This window comes from Arthrobacter sp. Y3222053 (assembly GCF_059092805.1).
The window spans coordinates 367,123-384,085 of the sequence record NZ_JBNHIA010000001.1 but is presented as its reverse complement, the minus strand read 5'-3'; the positions used below and the strand labels follow the sequence as shown (position 1 = coordinate 384,085).

The 16,963-nt window shown below is 68.2% G+C and carries 20 protein-coding genes and 1 pseudogene; 10 read left to right on the top strand and 11 right to left on the bottom strand.

What is annotated here, in order from left to right:
* Positions 1-59: 59 nt before the first annotated feature.
* The 3 genes and pseudogenes from AC5RUW_RS01860 to AC5RUW_RS01850 form a co-directional block, all read left to right on the top strand.
* Positions 60-446: pseudogene (locus AC5RUW_RS01860) on the top strand (alkene reductase); the annotation flags it as partial.
* Positions 447-668: 222 nt separating this feature from the next.
* On the top strand, positions 669-1,295 hold the full coding sequence (locus tag AC5RUW_RS01855; RefSeq protein ID WP_494159126.1) for a hypothetical protein: 627 nt from the start codon (positions 669-671) through the stop codon (positions 1,293-1,295).
* Between the two features lie 233 nt (positions 1,296-1,528).
* Positions 1,529-3,049 (top strand): SNIPE associated domain-containing protein, encoded by a 1,521-nt coding sequence (locus AC5RUW_RS01850; RefSeq protein ID WP_494159125.1) that lies wholly within the window; start codon positions 1,529-1,531, stop codon positions 3,047-3,049.
* Between the two features lie 231 nt (positions 3,050-3,280).
* Here the strand turns inward: AC5RUW_RS01850 and AC5RUW_RS01845 are convergent, their stop codons facing one another.
* A complete protein-coding gene (locus AC5RUW_RS01845) occupies positions 3,281-4,513 on the bottom strand; it encodes a DUF8173 domain-containing protein (protein ID WP_494159124.1) in 1,233 nt (410 codons plus the stop codon).
* Positions 4,514-4,799: 286 nt separating this feature from the next.
* Between AC5RUW_RS01845 and AC5RUW_RS01840 the strand changes: the two genes are divergently transcribed.
* On the top strand, positions 4,800-5,879 hold the full coding sequence (locus tag AC5RUW_RS01840) for an alkene reductase (RefSeq protein ID WP_494159123.1): 1,080 nt from the start codon (positions 4,800-4,802) through the stop codon (positions 5,877-5,879).
* Between the two features lie 71 nt (positions 5,880-5,950).
* Here AC5RUW_RS01840 and AC5RUW_RS01835 read toward each other — a convergent pair whose 3' ends face one another.
* Genes AC5RUW_RS01835 through AC5RUW_RS01825 form a run of 3 tightly spaced genes read right to left on the bottom strand, consistent with a single transcriptional unit; the run spans position 5,951 to position 7,725 of the window.
* On the bottom strand, positions 5,951-6,439 hold the full coding sequence (locus AC5RUW_RS01835; protein WP_494159122.1) for an isochorismatase family protein: 489 nt from the start codon (positions 6,437-6,439) through the stop codon (positions 5,951-5,953).
* Complete coding sequence (locus AC5RUW_RS01830) at positions 6,414-6,584, bottom strand: hypothetical protein (protein WP_494159121.1); 171 nt, start codon at positions 6,582-6,584, stop codon at positions 6,414-6,416. The genes AC5RUW_RS01835 and AC5RUW_RS01830 overlap by 26 nt, the downstream gene beginning before the upstream one ends.
* 52 nt (positions 6,585-6,636) lie before the next feature.
* Positions 6,637-7,725, bottom strand: a complete 1,089-nt coding sequence (locus AC5RUW_RS01825) for an LLM class flavin-dependent oxidoreductase (RefSeq protein ID WP_494159120.1) — start codon at positions 7,723-7,725, stop codon at positions 6,637-6,639.
* A gap of 87 nt (positions 7,726-7,812) precedes the next feature.
* On the opposite strand from AC5RUW_RS01825, the gene AC5RUW_RS01820 reads away from it, so the two are divergent.
* Entirely contained in the window at positions 7,813-8,400 is a 588-nt protein-coding gene (locus tag AC5RUW_RS01820) for a CGNR zinc finger domain-containing protein (protein ID WP_494159119.1), read from the top strand.
* A gap of 194 nt (positions 8,401-8,594) precedes the next feature.
* On the opposite strand, the gene AC5RUW_RS01815 is transcribed toward AC5RUW_RS01820, so the two are convergent.
* Together AC5RUW_RS01815 and AC5RUW_RS01810 are read right to left on the bottom strand one after the other, a co-directional pair.
* Positions 8,595-9,164: an RES family NAD+ phosphorylase gene (locus AC5RUW_RS01815; RefSeq protein ID WP_494159118.1), complete on the bottom strand. Its 570-nt coding sequence runs from the start codon at positions 9,162-9,164 to the stop codon at positions 8,595-8,597.
* Positions 9,161-9,313, bottom strand: coding sequence for a hypothetical protein (locus AC5RUW_RS01810; protein WP_494159117.1), 153 nt, complete (start codon positions 9,311-9,313; stop codon positions 9,161-9,163). The genes AC5RUW_RS01815 and AC5RUW_RS01810 overlap by 4 nt, the downstream gene beginning before the upstream one ends.
* A gap of 549 nt (positions 9,314-9,862) precedes the next feature.
* Between AC5RUW_RS01810 and AC5RUW_RS01805 the strand changes: the two genes are divergently transcribed.
* Positions 9,863-11,203, top strand: a complete 1,341-nt coding sequence (locus tag AC5RUW_RS01805; protein ID WP_494159116.1) for a plasmid pRiA4b ORF-3 family protein — start codon at positions 9,863-9,865, stop codon at positions 11,201-11,203.
* Positions 11,204-11,330: 127 nt separating this feature from the next.
* Here AC5RUW_RS01805 and AC5RUW_RS01800 read toward each other — a convergent pair whose 3' ends face one another.
* Positions 11,331-11,477: a LuxR C-terminal-related transcriptional regulator gene (locus AC5RUW_RS01800; RefSeq protein WP_494159115.1), complete on the bottom strand. Its 147-nt coding sequence runs from the start codon at positions 11,475-11,477 to the stop codon at positions 11,331-11,333.
* A gap of 32 nt (positions 11,478-11,509) precedes the next feature.
* Between AC5RUW_RS01800 and AC5RUW_RS01795 the strand changes: the two genes are divergently transcribed.
* Positions 11,510-12,130: a hypothetical protein gene (locus AC5RUW_RS01795; protein ID WP_494159114.1), complete on the top strand. Its 621-nt coding sequence runs from the start codon at positions 11,510-11,512 to the stop codon at positions 12,128-12,130.
* A 49-nt stretch (positions 12,131-12,179) separates the two neighbouring features.
* On the opposite strand, the gene AC5RUW_RS01790 is transcribed toward AC5RUW_RS01795, so the two are convergent.
* A complete protein-coding gene (locus AC5RUW_RS01790) occupies positions 12,180-12,878 on the bottom strand; it encodes a helix-turn-helix transcriptional regulator (protein WP_494159113.1) in 699 nt (232 codons plus the stop codon).
* A gap of 73 nt (positions 12,879-12,951) precedes the next feature.
* On the opposite strand from AC5RUW_RS01790, the gene AC5RUW_RS01785 reads away from it, so the two are divergent.
* Both AC5RUW_RS01785 and AC5RUW_RS01780 read left to right on the top strand, forming a co-directional pair.
* Positions 12,952-13,692, top strand: a complete 741-nt coding sequence (locus tag AC5RUW_RS01785; protein WP_494159112.1) for an alpha/beta fold hydrolase — start codon at positions 12,952-12,954, stop codon at positions 13,690-13,692.
* A 121-nt stretch (positions 13,693-13,813) separates the two neighbouring features.
* Entirely contained in the window at positions 13,814-14,284 is a 471-nt protein-coding gene (locus AC5RUW_RS01780; protein WP_494159111.1) for a hypothetical protein, read from the top strand.
* A gap of 84 nt (positions 14,285-14,368) precedes the next feature.
* Here AC5RUW_RS01780 and AC5RUW_RS01775 read toward each other — a convergent pair whose 3' ends face one another.
* Positions 14,369-15,010 (bottom strand): trimeric intracellular cation channel family protein, encoded by a 642-nt coding sequence (locus AC5RUW_RS01775; protein WP_494159110.1) that lies wholly within the window; start codon positions 15,008-15,010, stop codon positions 14,369-14,371.
* A gap of 225 nt (positions 15,011-15,235) precedes the next feature.
* On the bottom strand, positions 15,236-16,237 hold the full coding sequence (locus tag AC5RUW_RS01770; protein WP_494159109.1) for a phosphotransferase family protein: 1,002 nt from the start codon (positions 16,235-16,237) through the stop codon (positions 15,236-15,238).
* 65 nt (positions 16,238-16,302) lie between these two features.
* Here AC5RUW_RS01770 and AC5RUW_RS01765 point away from each other — a divergent pair, with 65 nt between their 5' ends.
* Positions 16,303-16,554 (top strand): hypothetical protein, encoded by a 252-nt coding sequence (locus AC5RUW_RS01765; protein WP_494159108.1) that lies wholly within the window; start codon positions 16,303-16,305, stop codon positions 16,552-16,554.
* Here the strand turns inward: AC5RUW_RS01765 and AC5RUW_RS01760 are convergent.
* Positions 16,551-16,886: a hypothetical protein gene (locus AC5RUW_RS01760; protein WP_494159107.1), complete on the bottom strand. Its 336-nt coding sequence runs from the start codon at positions 16,884-16,886 to the stop codon at positions 16,551-16,553. The two genes, AC5RUW_RS01765 and AC5RUW_RS01760, sit on opposite strands and share 4 nt — an antisense overlap.
* Positions 16,887-16,963 lie beyond the last annotated feature (77 nt).

The following is a 16,963-nucleotide window of genomic DNA, read 5'->3' as shown; positions in this document are numbered from 1 at the left end:
ATGAAACTGCCAACCGCCTCGTCATGGCCCCGACGTCCCGGGTGCGCGCCCGCCGCGACGGCGTGCTGGAAACCGACCGCGCGGACGTCACCGCCACGTACACCGCCCCGGTGGACGGCATTGCCGACCTCAAGCCGGCCTACCTGTCCATCCTGCATGAGGATCCGGCCGACGAGCTGGTCCAGGGCCTGCGCCACTGTTTCGGGGGCCCGGTGCTGCTGAATACCGGCTTCGGCACGGTCACCAGCCGCGACGACGCGATCATGCTGCTGGAAGAGGACCTGGCCGACGCCGTAGTCGTCGGCCGCCCGGTCATCGCCAACCCGGACCTGGCCCGCCGCTGGCAGCAGGACCTGCCGCTGAACGAAGTCGACCAGGCCACCGTCTACACCGACGGCGCCGCCGGCTACACCGACTACCCGGAACTGGAGCCTGCCGTCTCTTAAGGGAAGTAGGACGACGGCGGCAGGCCTTCCGCGGGATGCGGGAGGCCTGCCGTCGCTGTGGTTAAGGGGCAGTTGATCAAGCACAGAGGGACGCCTGACATGTGCCGTTTGTCCGGTCACCGTGTCACCTCCACGCGCTGGCGTCCGACGCCGGGCGAGACTGGGCAGAATCCGCATCTGCAATGCGGTCACGAGTTGTCAAACAGTGCAATGATCCATCGAATGGATACTAGTTGGGCCCCAGGGGTTGAACCTGTCGCACAAAAGTTCGAGGCTGCGTGGAACGTATTTGCGTCGTCCTGCGGGCATCTGTGGGCGAATGAGGCAAGTTATCAAGCTTGGTTCGCGCATTATTTGATTGGCCAGTTCGGGATTGACCGAGTTGGCCGGGAAGTCATCATCAACGAAAGGTACTTCCTCCACGCGCCAGGGGCAGGCGAAGTGCGTCCTGATGCGGTGGTGTCACGTGAGCCTGGCATCATGATCCCTCATTACGCCAACAGTGAGGCCCGTTCCTCGGATAAGTCCGGAATCGGAATTCTGAAGCATCTTGCGGTGATTTCCGAGCTGAAAGTGGGGGCCAGCACCGCCCATGGCCTCCAGCGGCGCGCGATTCTCGCTGATGTGCGCAAATTAGGACGCCTATTCGAGGAACACAGGCGCAGTTCTCCCGACGTGGATGCTCCGCTTGCTTACGTCTGTGTGTTGGACAACCACCATCGACAGACAATCGACCTCGAAGCGTTGAAAGACGAGGTGCGGGACGGCCGCTACCAAGGGGTCGAGCTGATAGCAGTCTCCGCATCCAGGAGGCCGGTTGCGCCGGAGGGGCATTCCCTCGTCTGGTAGGGAGCGGCGTAAGTCCGAGGGTGCTGAGGCGCTCCGGGGTCGGCCCACCCTAGCCGCGCCTACCTGCCTGCCTTACCGCTGGGCGGCGCAGAGTCACGTCAGCCGATTAGCGTCCGACGGCAACACCTGCCCCGTCTATAGGCACAGGGGCTGGATCTGCTTGCCCCTGGGATCTTTGGGTGTCGGTGGCAGCTGTTACGGTTCGAGAATTATCACTCGATCATGGGGGAAGCATGCCCAGTTTATCGTTCGGCCCTGAGCCGGATCCAGAACAGCCGAAGAAGAAGCCAACCGGATTCGGCCGCCACGTCACCTGGGCCAGTATCGGCCTTCTTCTGATGGCCTTGTTGCCGTCCGAGGCTTTTTTGGTGAGCCTGATCGTGGCCGCAGGTGTGTTGTGGATCCTGCTGAATGTCCTGAAGCAGTACAAAAAGGCCTTCGGGGCTCCGGCAGAAGGTTTCGGAGTCAGCGCGGAGAACATCTATCGCACCGGCATGGGGGCCCCACCCGTCCCCGCCGCCGGACTGAAGCAGTACGCCGACGAGGTTTACCTGGCCAATACGCAGATGTTCTCCGACCTGCAACGTGTCGGAGCCCTCGACGTCATTGCGAAGGAACGCCATAATGCAGACCTGAACCAAGCGATTTCGGTCGCGGAACAGGAGTTGGCCGCTGCGAACGCCGAACTCGCATCCGTCCGCGGCGAGGTGCTCGACGTGCGCCAAGTGGCCGACCGGCACAATATCGGGTTCTACGATTATGAGCACCCGGCCGAGGCCTCCGTGAAGCTTGCCGACGAACTGGCCACAGTGCGCGCCCGCATCAAGGACAGGCTGCGGGAAAAGACTGCAGTCACCGCCGTCTCCGGGTTCACGTTCAACAACTCGGCCCGGGAGGGGGCCAAGTTCGTTCGAGATCTCTCTGCCCTGCTGCTACGTGCCTACAACGCCGAGGCGGAGAACTGTGTGAAAACCGTCAAGGCGGGCAACTTGGCCACGGCGCAGGCACGCCTGGAGAAGGCTCGCGAGCAGATCGCCAAGCGCGGCGCCATGATCGGACTTCAGGTCACTAACGCTTACCACCAACTACGCGAGCAGGAGCTCGCGCTCGCCGCCCGGCACCTGCAGGCGGTGGCTAATCAGAAGCAGCTCGAGGCCGAAGCCCGCGCAGAGGCTCGCGAGGCCGCCAAAGCCCAGCGGGAATGGGAAGCGCTAAAGGCCAAGCAAAAGAAGGAAGTCGACCACTACGCGACCGTCCTGGCCCAGCTGCAATCCGCCGGCGACCTCGAAGGCGTCCAGCGTGTCCAGGAGCAGCTGGAGGAGGCCGAAGCCAAGCTTGCCGATGCCGAAGACAACGCCCTGAACACGCGCGCCGGGTATGTGTACGTCATCTCCAATCTCGGTGCCTTTGGCGAGGGCGTGGTGAAGATCGGAATGACCCGTCGCCTCAACCCGATGGAGCGCGTCCGAGAACTGGGAGATGCCTCAGTCCCGTTCCTGTTCGACGTACACGCCTTGTTCTTCTCTAAGGACGCGGTGGGGATCGAGAGCATGCTTCACCAACATTTCGCCGCCCAGCGGGTGAACCTGGTGAACCTGCGCCGGGAGTACTTCTACGCCAGCCCGGCCCAAGTGCGTGAGGCCCTAGTGGAGCACCACGTCGAACTCGTTGAGTACCAGGAAGAGGCACTCGCGGAGGAGTTCACCGCATCCAGAGACTTGCGCGAGGCGGGACAGTTCGCCGGCGTCCGTTAGTGGTGGCGAAGCCCAGCCAGAGCTACCGGCTGAGAGTTTGTTGCCGTGCCGAGATTATCGGCGCCGAGCACGCCGCCGGCTATACCGACTACCCGGTGCTCGAGCTGGCTGCCTCCTAGAGAAGTACGACGACGGCGGGCCCCTCCACATGACGGGAGAGGGCCCGCCGTCGTCGTCTACCTGCCCACCTCGCTCCGCAGCGGCGTCATAGCCGCGTCAGCCAGCTCAGTGTCATGCCTCTCGCGGCGGGCCCTGCGGAAGCGGGCCTGGGGGAGGCCCGGAGGCCGAGGCGCCGGGTGCCGGACCGGGCGCATGCGGCGGAGCCGGCAGGGACGGCTCGGGGGCACGCCGCCACGGCCGCCGCTCGTAGATCGCCAGCAGCTGGGCCCCCAGGCCGAAGAACACCATCGCCAGCCACACCACGATGTTGAGCCACGGGATGTGCAGCGCGACGATAAGGATCACCCCGCCCACGAGCGCCTTGATCACCGGATGCTGGTTGCCGCGGAACACGAGCCGGCCGATGTAGTACGCGCCGAACACGAACGAGGCCAGGGTGAGCACGGTCCAGACCAGTAGCCAGGACAAGGCCAGGGGAATGCCGATGACCGTGACCAGGGCCAGCAGCGTCCCCACCGGAACGGCGACGGCGGCCACGAACCCGACCAGCAGCGCTTTCCAGGGCCGGGGCACGAGCTGGTCGGTCACCCGGCGCAGCAGCCGCGGGAACAGCCAGCCGGCGAGCACCGTGATGATGCTCAGCGACACCAGCGCATACAGCAGTCCCAGCAGCCAGCCCACGAACCGCTCACCCGGCGTCGGGTCCGGCATGGTCTCCGGGACGCTGCGCTCCACGGACCCGGCCACGGCGCCGTCGGCGATGTCCGCCTCCTCGTTCGAGCTGTACGAGAGGTTGCCGCCCACCGTTCCGTCGATGGAAAGGGAGCCAACGCCGACCTCGACGTCTCGCCCGACGGTCCCGGCGATGTCGATGTCCTGCCCGGCTCCCACCAGGTCCTCGCCGAAGGACCCGCTGCCGGTGACTTCGATGTCCGCACCGAAGATCGTGCCGCTGCGCGACACCGCCCCATTGATGGTGATGTTCTGCCCGGCCAGGCGGACGTTGCCGTCAACTGTGCCGTTGATGGTGATCGTCTGGCCGGCGGCGATGACATCACCGGTGATATCGCCGTCGATGGTGATGTCCTGCCCGGACGCGTACACGTCTCCGGAGACGTTGTCCCCGACGTCGACACTCAGCCCGCTGTAGAACTGGGGGCCCGTAGCGTCGCCGCTTCCGCCGTCGTCGCCGTCGACCATGGGGAGTGCTGCGGGCCCGGCGGGCCCCATCCGGGGCGGTGCGGCGGAGGACAGGGCGGACGCGCCCGTCGCAGCGGCCAGGAGCAGAAGGCCGGCGGCAAGGACTATGGAGATCATGCGCCGCAGAGAGGGGAGAAGTCTCATGGGGCTGCCTTTTCTGTGCTGCCGGGAGGCACCGGACGAACCGGCTCCGGACCGACGTCGGCCTTTCCGCCATGATCACCCCGGCGCCGGTGGGGGTAAAGGCTCAGCCGGTGCCCGGGCCGCAGTGGCACCGTTTCGGGTCGGTCCGGGTCGATGCGCCCGCCGCCGGCGTGTGACCTGCCGGACGCTGTGGAATATCTGCAGTGGGCTTCACGGTTGCCCTCGCTGAAGAACCATCAGCGCGGGGAGCGCTTCCCTGCCGCAAGCGAGAGAAAGAACCGGCTTAGTGAAACTGTTTACCCCGCTGACCGTCGGCACCATGGAACTGCCCAACCGCCTCGTCATGGCCCCGATGTCCCGCGTGCGAGCCGACCGCAGCGGCGTGCCCACCGACATCATGGTCGAGCACTACCGCCAGCGCGCCTCCATGGGCCTGATCATCAGCGACGGCATCTACCCCTCCTTCCCCGGCCAGGGCAACCCGCTGATGCCCGGCCTGGTCACCGAGGAGCACGTGGCCGGCTGGAAGCGCGTCACCGACGCCGTGCACGAGGCCGGCGGCCGGATCGTCGCCCAGCTGATGCACTCCGGACGCGTGGCTCACGAGAACATCAACGGCGGCCGCCAGCCGCAGGCCCCCAGCGCCATCGCCGTCGAAGGCATGGCGCACACCTATGACGGCAAGCAGCCCTACCCGGTGCCGCACGCCCTCACCACGGAGGAGCTGCCCGGCGTCGTCCAGGACTTCGTCTCCGCCGCGCGGAACGCGATGAAGGCCGGGTTCGACGGCGTCGAGCTGCACGGCGCCAACGGCTACCTGCTGCAGGAATTCCTCTCCCCGGTCTCCAACACCCGCACGGACAACTACGGCGGCTCCCCGGAGAACCGGGCGCGGATGGTCATCGAAACCTTCCGTGCCGTGGCCGAGGCGATCGGCGCCGAGCACACCGCCATCCGTATCTCCCCGGAGCACAACATCCAGGGCGTGCTGGAAACCGACCGCGCGGACGTCACCGCCACCTACACCGCACTGGTGGACGGCATCGCTGATCTGTTGCCGGCCTACCTGTCGATCCTGCACAAGGACCCGGCGGACGAGCTGGTCCAGGGCCTGCGCCACCGCTTCGGCGGCCCGGTGCTGCTGAACACCGGCTTCGGCACCGTCACCAGCCGCGACGACGCCATCATGCTGCTGGAAGAGGACCTGGCCGACGCCGTCGTCGTCGGCCGCCCGGTCATCGCCAACCCGGACCTGGCCCGCCGCTGGCAGGAAGACCTGCCGCTGAACGAGCTGGACCAGGCCACCGTCTACACCGACGGCGCCGCCGGCTACACCGACTACCCGGTGCTGGCTCCGGTGTCCTAACCGTACGAACGACGTCGGCTCCTCCACACGCGGTGGGGGAGCCGTCGTCGTGTCCGCTGGCGGGGAATCCCTTACGCGCCGCCGCGCCCCTGGGCAGCGGAGGTGACGAGGTCGCTCTTGGCCAGCGGCGCACCCGTCCGCAGCGCCGCCGCCCAGGTCTCGGCGTCGGCAACGGCAGCCCAGTTGGAGTGCAGCAGCGCCATGAGGGTTTCATGCACCTGGCGTGCCGGTGCGGTGCCCGCCTCGTTGGCCAGATCGATGGCTCCGGTCGCGTCGGAGAGGACCTCGACGGCGAAACCGAGGGGTTCGGCGGCCGCAGCGGAAGCGATCACACAGTTGTTGGTCATGTAGCCGGCCAGGGTAATGGTGTCGATGCCCTGCTCCCGCAGCCAGGGTTCCAGGTCCGTGCCGGCGAAGATGCTGGAGAACTGCTTGCTGATGCGCTTGGCTGCCTCCCCTTCATGGGCGGCCACTCCGGGGTGGTTCCGCCACGTCGGCGAGCCGGAGGCGAACACCGGCGCTTCGGCGGGGAGCTCATGCTGCACGAGCACCACCGGCACCCCGGCGTCCTGCGCCTCCTTGATAGCGGACCGGGACGACGGCGAGTGAGTCGTCCCGGTCCGGGTACTGGATCGGAAGCAGTCCGTCGTCGAAGTACTCCTGCTGGGCGTCAACGACAATCAGGGCTCGGCGTGGTGCGGTCATGGGGATCTCCTGGAATGGTTGGGCTGGAAGTGCTGACATTATGGGTGGCGCATTAACTGGCGGCCGGAAGCGTGTCTGTGCGTGGCAGTGAGTAGTGATCGGCGAGGAGGTTGATGCCTTCTTCGTCGAGTGCGGTCGAGTGGCCGCCGACCACGAGCATCACTTCATCGACCCCGGTGCGCTTCCAGAGGGCCTCGAGGCGATCGGCCACGGCAGCGGCCGTCCCGTGGAAACTGCGGTTGGTATAGGAGTCGAGGATCTGCCGCTCCTGCAGGGTTGCCTGATAGGCCTCGACCTCATCCGGCGGCAGGAGCAGATAGCCTTCGCGCTTGAACATCCGTAGCATCGCCATCGCCGAGGTTGCCGCCTGGCGCTTTGCCTCCTCGACGTCGTCGCTGATCGCCACGGGCACGCTCACGAGGGTCTGCGGCGCCGCGAGCACATTGGAGGGTCGGAAGCTGTCCCGGTACAGCTGCATAGCCGTGTCAATGTCGGCGTCACCGAACTGCAGGGCGAAGGCATAGGGGCGGCCGAGGTGCCCGGCCAGCCGGGCCGAATACGGCGAGGAACCCAGAATCCACAGTTCCGGCAGGGACTGGGGCGGCGGGACCCGGTTTTCCTTGGCCTGCCAGGGGCCGGGCACAGCATGGACGTGCCGGTACGGGTGGTCGGCCGGGAACTCGTCACGCAGGAAGCCCATCAGCTCGAGCACCTGCTGCGGGAAGCCGTCATTGGCGTCCGCACCCCGCCGCAAAGCCGCGGCCGTGGCCCCGTCCGTTCCGGGCGCGCGCCCCACACCCAGGTCGATCCGGCCCGGAGCGAGGGCCTCCAGCATGCCGAACTGCTCAGCAATCAGCAGCGGCGCATGGTTGGGCAGCATGACTCCGCCGGCGCCGAGGCGGATGCCAGCAGTCTCGGCGATGAGCCGCGCGACCATCAGCTGCGGCGACGAGACTGAGGTCGCTCCCATCCCGTGATGCTCAGACATCCAGAACCGGTGATAGCCCCGGCGGTCCGCGGTGCGGGCAAGCGAAATCACCGCCGCAAGGCCCTCCTCGGCGGTCATCCCCACTCCCGTGCCGCCCGCGGACAGGACGGACAGCGTGAACGGCGCCGAGCCGGAAGATCGACCGTGGTGCATACAACTCCTCATGGAAACGTGCGAGCTTAAGCGTGATAAGACCGTAGCAGGCATCTCACGGTTAAATGCAACTGATAGCATGAGAACATGTCTGATTCAGTGCCCGCAGCCGCACCGGGAACCCTGGAGCATCCCTGCCTGGCGCTGATCAACAGCGCCGGCCTGCAGCCCGGCGGAAAAAGCTACGACGAGCTGGCCACTCCGGCAGCGGCGGTAGCCTGGCTGAAGGCTCACGGACTCATCGCGCCCGACGCCGTGCTGTACGAACACTGCCGGGGCCGGCTGGCAGCGCTGCGCGCTGACCTGCGCGCCCTCTTCACCGCGCTCACGGCGGGTGAAGCGCCCCCGACGGCGGCCGTGGAGGCCGTGAACCGCGCACTCACCTCCGCCCCGGGCGCATTGCTGCTGCGCTTTGAGCCCGCGGCAGGATTCCACCGCTCCGCCGAGCACCCCGTGACCCAGATTGTCGAGCATGTCATGGCCGTTATCGCTGACGATGCCGCGACTCTGCTCAGCAGCGAGCAGGCATCACAGCTTGCGTTCTGCGAAGCGGACTCGTGCGAGAGGTTCTTTCTCCGCACCCACGCACGACGGCAATGGTGCTCGACCCGTTGTGGTGATCGGGTCCGTGCTGCACGGGCCTACGCACGCAAACGCACCCTCCAGAGCACCTGACGCCGCGCCGGCTGTGCCGCCGTACGACCTGCGCCGCCGGCCGCTTGGCCGGCACGGTCCCGTCCAACTCCGATGGCGCCGCCGGCTACACGCTGACCCGACGACGACGGCCTTCCGCACTTCTCGGGGAGGCCTGCCTCGTTGTCTATCGGCGGACCTCAATCCGCAGCGGCGTGCAGAGCCGCGTCAGCCAGTCAGCGTCGTGCGGCAGTGCGAAAGCCCGTCCGTAGGCGGGGTCCACCCGCGAAATCATCCTCACGCACGCGGTCGCCGAAGAACACATAAGCCTTCTCGGTGTCGCACTGGTGGCTCATCCAGGTAATGCCCTCAAAGCCGGCCGTGTGTGCGGCCTCCGCCCACAGGACTGTCTCCCCGTAGCGGCTGGCCGGTGTCCGGGTGACATCTTCAGCGGAGGCCCCCATGGTCCTGAATCCCGTTCCCATGAACGACGCCAGGCGAAGCGGGCGCTGCGCTACCAACCGGCCCACCACCTTGTTTTGGTAATCCCCGGGCAGCAGTGCGCCGCCCTCGGCAGGGATATCGTGCAGCACGGTTTCGGAAATCGCGGCAATCTCCGATTCGCCCGCGTAGAGCACCGGCACGACCGGGTCTCCGAAGAAGGCAAAGCGGGTCCGCGGCCCGGCACCGGGGTTGAAGGTACCGGCATGCCTGTTCGGACTGTTGGTGAACAGCCGGTACAGGTGCGCCCCCTCATCCAGAATGTGAGTGTCGGCGGTGAGCGGTCCGGAGGGGCCCGCAGTCACCACTCGGCTCCGAAGTGCCCCTGAGCGGCCGCCAGAACAGCGTCGACATCCTGCAGCCGGTCCACCGGGCGGTCCCCGTCGAGGTAGCCGGACGGGAGGCAGATCCACTGGGCAAGGTCCTCGTCGCTGCGCCGGGATTCGCGGGCCACCTGAATCAGTGCAGGGATGGCCTGGTGGACGTTTCCGTTGCTGTCGAACTGAAATCCGGGGTAGAGGACGGCGTTGCCGCGGCGGATGCCGAGCAGCTGCCCGCTCTCGCGGCGGTCGTGGGCGAGCGTGCTGCGGCCCTTGGCGCGGGATCCGAGTGCCCTGGACGTCTCCTGAGCCGAGAAGCACGGGAGTGTTGGTTGAGGAGTCGGCGGACAACCGCAGGCGGTCGAGGGGATTGGTCCCGGTCGGGCGGTGGATGGGGCGTCATTGAATCTCTCGCGGACATCGGCGTCGATCTGCTGGTCGAAGTCCTCGCTCGCCGCTCACGGGACTCGGCGCCGGCCCTGGACGCCGTCCTCAACGCACAGCGCAGCCTCGATGCCCTCCGTCCCGCCCTTGAGGTCTGTCGGGACCGCGACCCGAAGTATTCACACCTGAGGCATGAACGTCGCCAGGCGCTCTTGCCAGGACCGCGCGACAGGCACTGGCAGGATTGTGCTGTGATGACACGAGAAGCTAAAACAGGCTGCGGGCGGACCTTGCTGCAGGTGAAGGTCACAATCGCGGACAGCGAGCCGAGCATCTGGCGCTTCCTGGAAGTCGACGCGTCACTGAGCCTGGACGGGTTCCACCAGGTCATCCAGACAGCTGTGGGCTGGCGGGATTCCCATCTGCATTACTTCACCGACACGGACCCCAACAGGCGGCCACCAGGCTTCCGTGCAAAGGGCCGCGAACATCGGCGCTGGGTTCCGGAGGACGTGGTGGAAGACCATGATGGTGCCCTCCCGGAGTCTGAGTGGGCCCTGGGCGATGTCTTCTCCGCCGAGACCACGCGGTTGTTTTACGAGTACGATCTCGCCGACGGCTGGACTCACCGCCTGGAACTCACCGGATCCCGCGCTGCCCGGGCCGATGATCCCGTAGCTCGCGTCGTGGAGGGCGCGCGGAGGGCGCCCCTGGAAGATTCCGGAGGAATCCACGGCTACCAGAACCTCCTCGCGGTACTCGCCGACCCGAGGCACCGCGATCACGACGAGGCCAAAGAATGGGTGGCCGCAGTGACAGGTCCGTGGAACGGCTTCGACCCGGAGGACCCGAACCTCGACGCCGCCAATGACGCTTTACGGCACCTGTTCGCGGACGGGGCGCTCATGGGGCCCGAAGCGTCGGCGATCGAGGCGTTGGCGCATCGGGTGCTCCCGGCAGCCCGCCGTGAGTTCCTGGCCTACGTGGCCAGCGCCGGCGTGGAACAGCGGGCAGATGTGGACCCGGATGTCGCCGCAGCAATGACCGCACCGTATCTCTGGCTCATCCGGCGCATAGGCCATGACGGTGTTTCCCTGACGGCGGCAGGCTGGCTGCCTCCGTCCCTGGTCCAGGAGGCCATGACCGAGCTCCGGTTGGACCCGGGCTGGATCGGCAAGGCCAACCGTGAGGTGCAAACCATTCCCGTCCTCACGCTGCGCCAGAGCGCTCAGGAGCTGGGGCTGATCCGCAAGCTCAAGGGCAGACTCATCCTCTCGGCGGCCGGCAACCGGCTGCTCGATGACCCGGTGGCTTTGTGGGTCTCCCTGGCCCGGTCTTTGGCGCACCGGCATCGGCATGAGGCTGAACTGGACGCAGCCCTGCTACTCCTCCTTGAGATTGCGGCAGGAAAGAGGACTGCTTGGAACGAGATCGTAGAGGCGGTCGCCCACGGCCTGAGCACGCTGGGCTGGGCCACCAGCGCCGAAACCAGGCTGCCGCGCGCAACCGTCCAGAAACTTCTCCGCAGGCCCAGGCAGGTCCTGCTGATCCTTGGGTTTTTTGGCGGCACTGGCGGACTGCCGGCGAAGGAGCCGGCCCCGCAGGAACGGGCCTGTGCCCGTGCCGCCCTGCAGGCATAACCGCAATCACGATCCGCGACGGCGCCGCCGGCTACACGACCACCCGGACCATGCTCCGCTCCGGTGCCCTAGCACATGTGACTTCCGGGCACTGCCGTCACGGTGGCCCCCTTCGACCTGATCAGGGTCATAGCCGGTTCCCTTCGCGTGCGTAGCGGGCGGCGTCGTGCCGGGTAGTGGTCTGGATCTTCTGCGTGGCACTGGAGAGGTGATTACGGACGGCGCCGGCGGCGAGGCGCAGTTTGGTGGCGATCGCGGCCGATGGTGGCTTCATCCCTGGACCGCCCCGCCGCTAGCCTCTACGTCATGGAGAGGACGGATCCGCCCCGCCGGAAAGCGGGCATCAAACGCGGGGAGGCAACAGGCCTCGCGCTGATGGCTGCGGCCGCGCTGGCCTACGGGGCTGCCTACACGGTGCTGACCACCCCGCACACCGACGCGTCCGGCCGGAGCGTGGTGTTCCACTTCTTCGGCCTGTCCCGTGACCTCATCTGCAGCGGAATTCTGCTGCTCAGCCTGGCCGGCGGCGCCCTGGGGATGGTGCTGCTGGCGAAAGGGCTGATTGGGCGCATTCGGAAAACCTGGGTCCGGGAAACCGTGGGATGGACCAGTGTCGCCGCGGGCCTCCTGGCAGCTTTCGTGCCGGCAGTGATCGGGTATGTAGTCGTACTGGCAATGGGTCTAGCCGGCGACCAGATCAGGTTCGAAGCCGACGACGGGCGATCGGTGGTGATTACCCAGGACGGTTTCGACGGCGACCGGGTGGGCATTTACACCGAGCACGGTCCGTTCCACTACGTGTGGAACCGCCCGGCCGACGAGCTGAGCGGCTTTCCCCGGGTGGAAGACCGTGACTGCGAACTCGAGGCTGACGGGGACGCGCTCCTGCTGACCTGCGGCACCGAGACCGTGACCATCGAGCCTTAGCCGCTGAGCCGGCGCCGGCTCCACGGACCGGAGCGGTTGGCTAAGCGGCTCACGCGCCCCGGCCGTGCACCGGTCGGGCGTTCGCCGGCGGCTCGCCGACCTCCTCCACGGTGTGGCCGCTGCAGGCCGCCTTGGTGACGTTGGCCCGCTCGATGCGCGCCACGGCAAACCAGCGCATCGCGTCCCGCAGCCGGCACCAGCCGACCAGATACCACCGGCCGTTGGTGGAGGCGAACAGCACCGGTTCGATGTCGCGGCTGGCCGTTGTCCCGTCCGCCGCGGTGTAGCGGATGCGCACGACCCGTTGCTCCGCCATTGCCTCCTCCAGCGCCGACCGAACCGTGCGGGGCGAGGCGGGAAGCGCGTTGACCCAGACGCGGCCGGCCAGCTCGTCCGCATGGGCCCGGGTGCGCGGATCGAGGACATCCAGGATCTTCTGGATTCCGGCCGACGCCAGATCGGCGTACGGAGCATCAGATGCGGCGGACACGGCTGCCATGAGCGCCACCGCCTGCGACGGGGACAGGCTGACCGGCGGCAGGGACGCGCGGGCGGCCAGGCCGAAGCCGCCGCCGGGCCCCGGGCGCGACCAGACCGGCGCGCCGCTGTTCTCCAGAGCCGTGAGGTCCCGCTTGACCGTGCGCACCGAGACGCCGAACTCGGTGGCCAGCCGCTCGGCGGAGCACCCCCGGGTTCCGCTGCGGCGCAGCATCTCGGACAGGGCATGGAGCCGTTCCGCCCGTTTCACTCTTCGGCCCGCCGCAAATTCATGACACAAATAGTGACATACAGCTGGCCGGGGGACCCCCGAGAGTAGAGATATGACAGCTACTACGAGCAGCCCCACCATCGTTCTCATCGCCGGCCACTGGCTGGGCGCCTGGGCCTGGGACGAAGTCCTCGACCACTTGAACTCCGGCCCCTCGCGTGCCGTCGCGCTGACGCTGCCCGGCCTCGACGGCGACGATCCGGAGCGGACCGCCAAGACGCTCGACGATCAGGCCGCAGCAGTGCTGGACGTGTTCGCCCGGTCCGGGATCTCCGCGGAGTCGCCGGCGGTCCTGGTCGCGCACAGCGGCGCGAACTTCCCCGTCAGCCTGGTCCTGGACCGGCACCCCGAGCTCGTGCAGCGGGTGGTGTGGGTCGACTCCGGGCCGGTGGCGCCGGGCAGCATCTTCGCGCCGGACCTGCCGGAGGAAACGGAGGAGCTTCCGCTGCCGCCGCTGGAGGTCCTCGGCCAGCAGGCCAGCCTGGAGGGCCTGAGCCCAGAGGCCCGCGAGCGGTTCACGGCCCGGGCGGTCCCCGTGCCCGGCCCCGTGCTCCGCCAGCCCGCGAACCTGACGAACGAGGCCCGCCGCGCGGTTCCCACCACCCTGGTGTGCTGCTCGATTCCGGGCGCGCAGGTCCTGGAGCTGGCCCGCAGCGGCCATCCCATGTTTGCCGAGGTCGTGACCCTGGCGCACACCGACGTCGTCGACCTCCCCACCGGGCACTGGCCGATGTGGAGCCGCCCGGCCGACCTCGCCGAGGTCATCGCGTCGGCGGCGGCCCGCACCGCCTGAACCGCGCGCGGAACCGGGAAGGGGCCATCCGCATCGGTGGCCCCTTTCCGCCCCGCCCTACGGAAGGGTGCGTTCTGTCCGTTAGGATGAGGCAGCTCTTGACGAATCCTAGGGGGAAATTATGAAAAAGGCTGTCACCCTGCCGGCCCTTGCGTTGCTCCTGCTCACCGGCTGTGCCGAGGCCGACGCCGGCCCAGCGCCCCAGGCGGCGCCGGCCTCGTCGGCCTCCGCGGGCTCACCGGCAGCCGCCCCCGCACCGGCACAGGATTCGGAGGAAGATACATGCCTCAAGCTGATGGGCAGCGACGGTGCAGGTCCCCTGAGTGAGGCGACGAACCGCATCACCATTTATGACGGCACCAGCGGCTACCAGGGCACCGCGGAGACCGGCCGCCTGCTTCTGTCGGAACTGGACGCCATTACCGAGTCAGCCCCTCGCGACATGGAAGACGCACTGCTGGAACTCTCCTCGCCTGTCCAGAACTCCATCGAGCTGGAAGAGGGCACCACCACCTTCTGGGGCCTCGACGTCGAGACCTGGCAGAGCGCCGTCGAGGACCTCCGCGCCCGCTGCGCCCCCTACAGCTCCTAACCGACTCCGGGGACGGGCGCCGCGGAGCCTGCCGGCACTCGACGCTCTGCTCGCGCCCGCCTGATTTCCGGGCGAAGGAAAAGATTAGTCGCCGTTCGTGGACACCGTCCGGCCGGCCAGCGGGATCCGCCAGCCGTAGCGCAGCGAGAGGACCCGCAGGGCAAAGACCAGCAGCGCCACGGCGCATCCCAGGACCGGGGTGAAGATGTCCAGGGACAGGAACAGCGAGACCAGTCCCGCGCCCAGCAGCGCGGGGATGGCATAGACGCCGCGCGGGTTGAACACCTGCGGCACCTCGTTGGCGACGACGTCGCGCAGCAGCCCGCCGCCGACCGCCGTCGTCAGCCCCAGCAGCGCCGCGGAGACGGGGTTGAGGCCAGCGGCGTGCGCGGTGAGGGTGCCGGTGACGCAGAACAGGGCCAGCCCGGCGGCGTCGAAGACCAGCAGCGTGCGCCGGTACCGCTGCACGCCCAGGGCGTGAAGGAAGACCAGCAGGGCGGCCAGCACCGGCGGCAGCAGATAGATCGGTTCGGTGAAGGCCAGCGGCACGCCCTGGTTGATGATCAGGTCCCGCATCACCCCGCCGCCCAGCCCCACGAGGGAGCCGAGCAGCAGCGAGCCCACGATGTCGAAGTTGCGGCGGGCGGCCAGCAGGCACCCGGAGACGGCGAAGAAGAAGATGCCGAGCAGGTCGAGGACCAGCAGCGTGGTGGCGGTGTCAATCACTTGCCTGCTCCGTCCAGATGGGCAGGGGAGAGGACGTCGTTGCCGGATTCCGGTGCCGATGCGGCTTGCTCCGCGCGCAGAGACGGGAGCGGGCGGCTGGCGGCGGACGGCATGGATAAGTCTCCTTCAAGCCGGCCCGGCTGGGCTGGCAGGTGCTGTGTGATGGGGGCACGCAGGCCCCCATAAGGATAAAGGTACGAGGAGGGCGGGAGTGCGGCTCCGTTGTCAGGCCAACCGGCTTCTGCTGTCGGGGCTCGCCGCCCGCCGGGCGGCGAGCCAGTCGTACGCCAGCCGGGCCGTGTACCGGCCGTGGCTGCGCAGCTGCGGGCTGGCGTCGTCCTCCGGCTGGCCGCCCCAATAGATCATGAAGTTCAGCAGCGCGGCGAGCCAGGCATCGATATGCGCCGCCGGCACGTCCAGGGTGAGCGCGGACCGGTGCAGCCAGGCGTCGGCGTCGATTCCGTCCGGGCGGATGTACGGCAGCAGGCCGACCCAGTCGATCCAGGCCGCCCCGGTGCCCAGGAAGTTCCAGTCGCAGAACAGCGCGTTCCCGGAATCGATCAGGATGTTGTCGCCGCGCAGGTCGCCGTGGATTACGCCGTCGCCGGACAGCGCCTCGGGGCTCAGCTCCAGCGCCCGCTGCAGTTGGTGCGCCTCATCTCGGCCCATGCCGGGCAGGAACCAGGGCGGGGCGGCGCCGTCGAGCACCGGCTGGAACTGCGACGGGATCAGGGCCATGTCCTCGCCCAGCGCGGACCCGCGCGCGCTGCGGGGAAACTCCGCCAGCAGCGCGGCCGACGTCAGGCACGCGCGTTCGACGGCGGCGACGTCGGCCTCCGTCCACGGCAGCCCGGGCATCCGTCCGGCCACCGCCTCGTAGACGAGCAGCTGCCACTCCACGCCGTCGACCGGCAGGCTCTCCGCCGTCCGCAGCGCGGGCACCGGCATCCCCGGCGGCATCAGGCCGGTCACCTCGGCCTCGCGCCGGTAGGAGCGGTAGACGGACGGGTCCGACGCCGGAGCGGCCTTCGCGAACACGCTCTCCCCGGCGTCGTCGCTCAGCACGGCCGCGAAGCCGGGCGTGAAGCCGCCGCCGGCGGGCTGCACCGACGCCACCCGGCCGCCGAGGTGGGCGGCGAGGGTCTCCTGAACCGGTGCGGGCAGCCGGTCCCAGGGCAGCCGCCGGGAGGTGCGGCGGTAGTCGATGGCGGGCGGTTCCTGCTGCATCGGAGCAGCCTACGCCCCGAACCCGCCGGCGGCCGCCGGCTGCCCGGCACCGAGGGATGCCAGGCGTGGCGGCTGACGCCGTGATCGTGGATTTCGGCCGGCTGTGGTTGGGTAGGGCGATGGATGAGTATGTAACGACGGGCACATTTTGGTTCACGGTCGCGCTGATCAACGCCGGTCTCGCTGAACAGAAGAACCGTTCCCGCTGGATCTGGTTCCTGGTGTCACTGCTGCTGGGCCCCATCGCCACCTTGCTGATCGTTGTGAAGCGGGCAGTGATGCCGGTGCTCCCGGCCACGACGGAGGGAACCCGCTAGCCCCGCGCCGCAGCCTCCCGGCGCGGACGTTCCCGCTGCTGCTCGTGCCAGACGAGCAGGACGGCAAAGGCAAAGAACCCCGCGATCAGCCACGACCGGTCGTTCAGCAGATACGCGGCGGCTGCGGCGGCCGCCGCCGTCCATGCCGGCCAGGGCAGGAACCGCCACCGGCGAACCCCGGCGGCCAGGCCGGCGATCAGCGCGCAGAGGACGACTGCCGGCAGGAAGATGGCCTCGGTCTCCGTCGTCGTCAGGTCTGTCACCCGGGCAATCAGAAGTGCGACGACCCCGATGCCAAACAGCGGCGCAGCAGTCCGTATCGCTGACGTCATGTGCTTCTCCAACCTCCGGGGAATCTCGTAGGGGCGCAGGATCGGGCCAGCCTAGCGGACGGCGTGGACCGGCGACC

Coding starts and splice junctions, on each gene's coding strand:
- AC5RUW_RS01845 (WP_494159124.1), bottom strand. CDS start 4,513: ATGAGACTTCTCCCCTCTCTGCGGCGCATGATCTCCATAGTCCTTGCC.
- AC5RUW_RS01760 (WP_494159107.1), bottom strand. CDS start 16,886: ATGACGTCAGCGATACGGACTGCTGCGCCGCTGTTTGGCATCGGGGTC.
- AC5RUW_RS01800 (WP_494159115.1), bottom strand. CDS start 11,477: ATGAAGCCACCATCGGCCGCGATCGCCACCAAACTGCGCCTCGCCGCC.
- AC5RUW_RS01820 (WP_494159119.1), top strand. CDS start 7,813: ATGTCTGATTCAGTGCCCGCAGCCGCACCGGGAACCCTGGAGCATCCC.
- AC5RUW_RS01780 (WP_494159111.1), top strand. CDS start 13,814: ATGAAAAAGGCTGTCACCCTGCCGGCCCTTGCGTTGCTCCTGCTCACC.
- AC5RUW_RS01855 (WP_494159126.1), top strand. CDS start 669: ATGGATACTAGTTGGGCCCCAGGGGTTGAACCTGTCGCACAAAAGTTC.
- AC5RUW_RS01850 (WP_494159125.1), top strand. CDS start 1,529: ATGCCCAGTTTATCGTTCGGCCCTGAGCCGGATCCAGAACAGCCGAAG.
- AC5RUW_RS01830 (WP_494159121.1), bottom strand. CDS start 6,584: ATGACCGCACCACGCCGAGCCCTGATTGTCGTTGACGCCCAGCAGGAG.
- AC5RUW_RS01770 (WP_494159109.1), bottom strand. CDS start 16,237: ATGCAGCAGGAACCGCCCGCCATCGACTACCGCCGCACCTCCCGGCGG.
- AC5RUW_RS01795 (WP_494159114.1), top strand. CDS start 11,510: ATGGAGAGGACGGATCCGCCCCGCCGGAAAGCGGGCATCAAACGCGGG.
- AC5RUW_RS01785 (WP_494159112.1), top strand. CDS start 12,952: ATGACAGCTACTACGAGCAGCCCCACCATCGTTCTCATCGCCGGCCAC.
- AC5RUW_RS01825 (WP_494159120.1), bottom strand. CDS start 7,725: ATGCACCACGGTCGATCTTCCGGCTCGGCGCCGTTCACGCTGTCCGTC.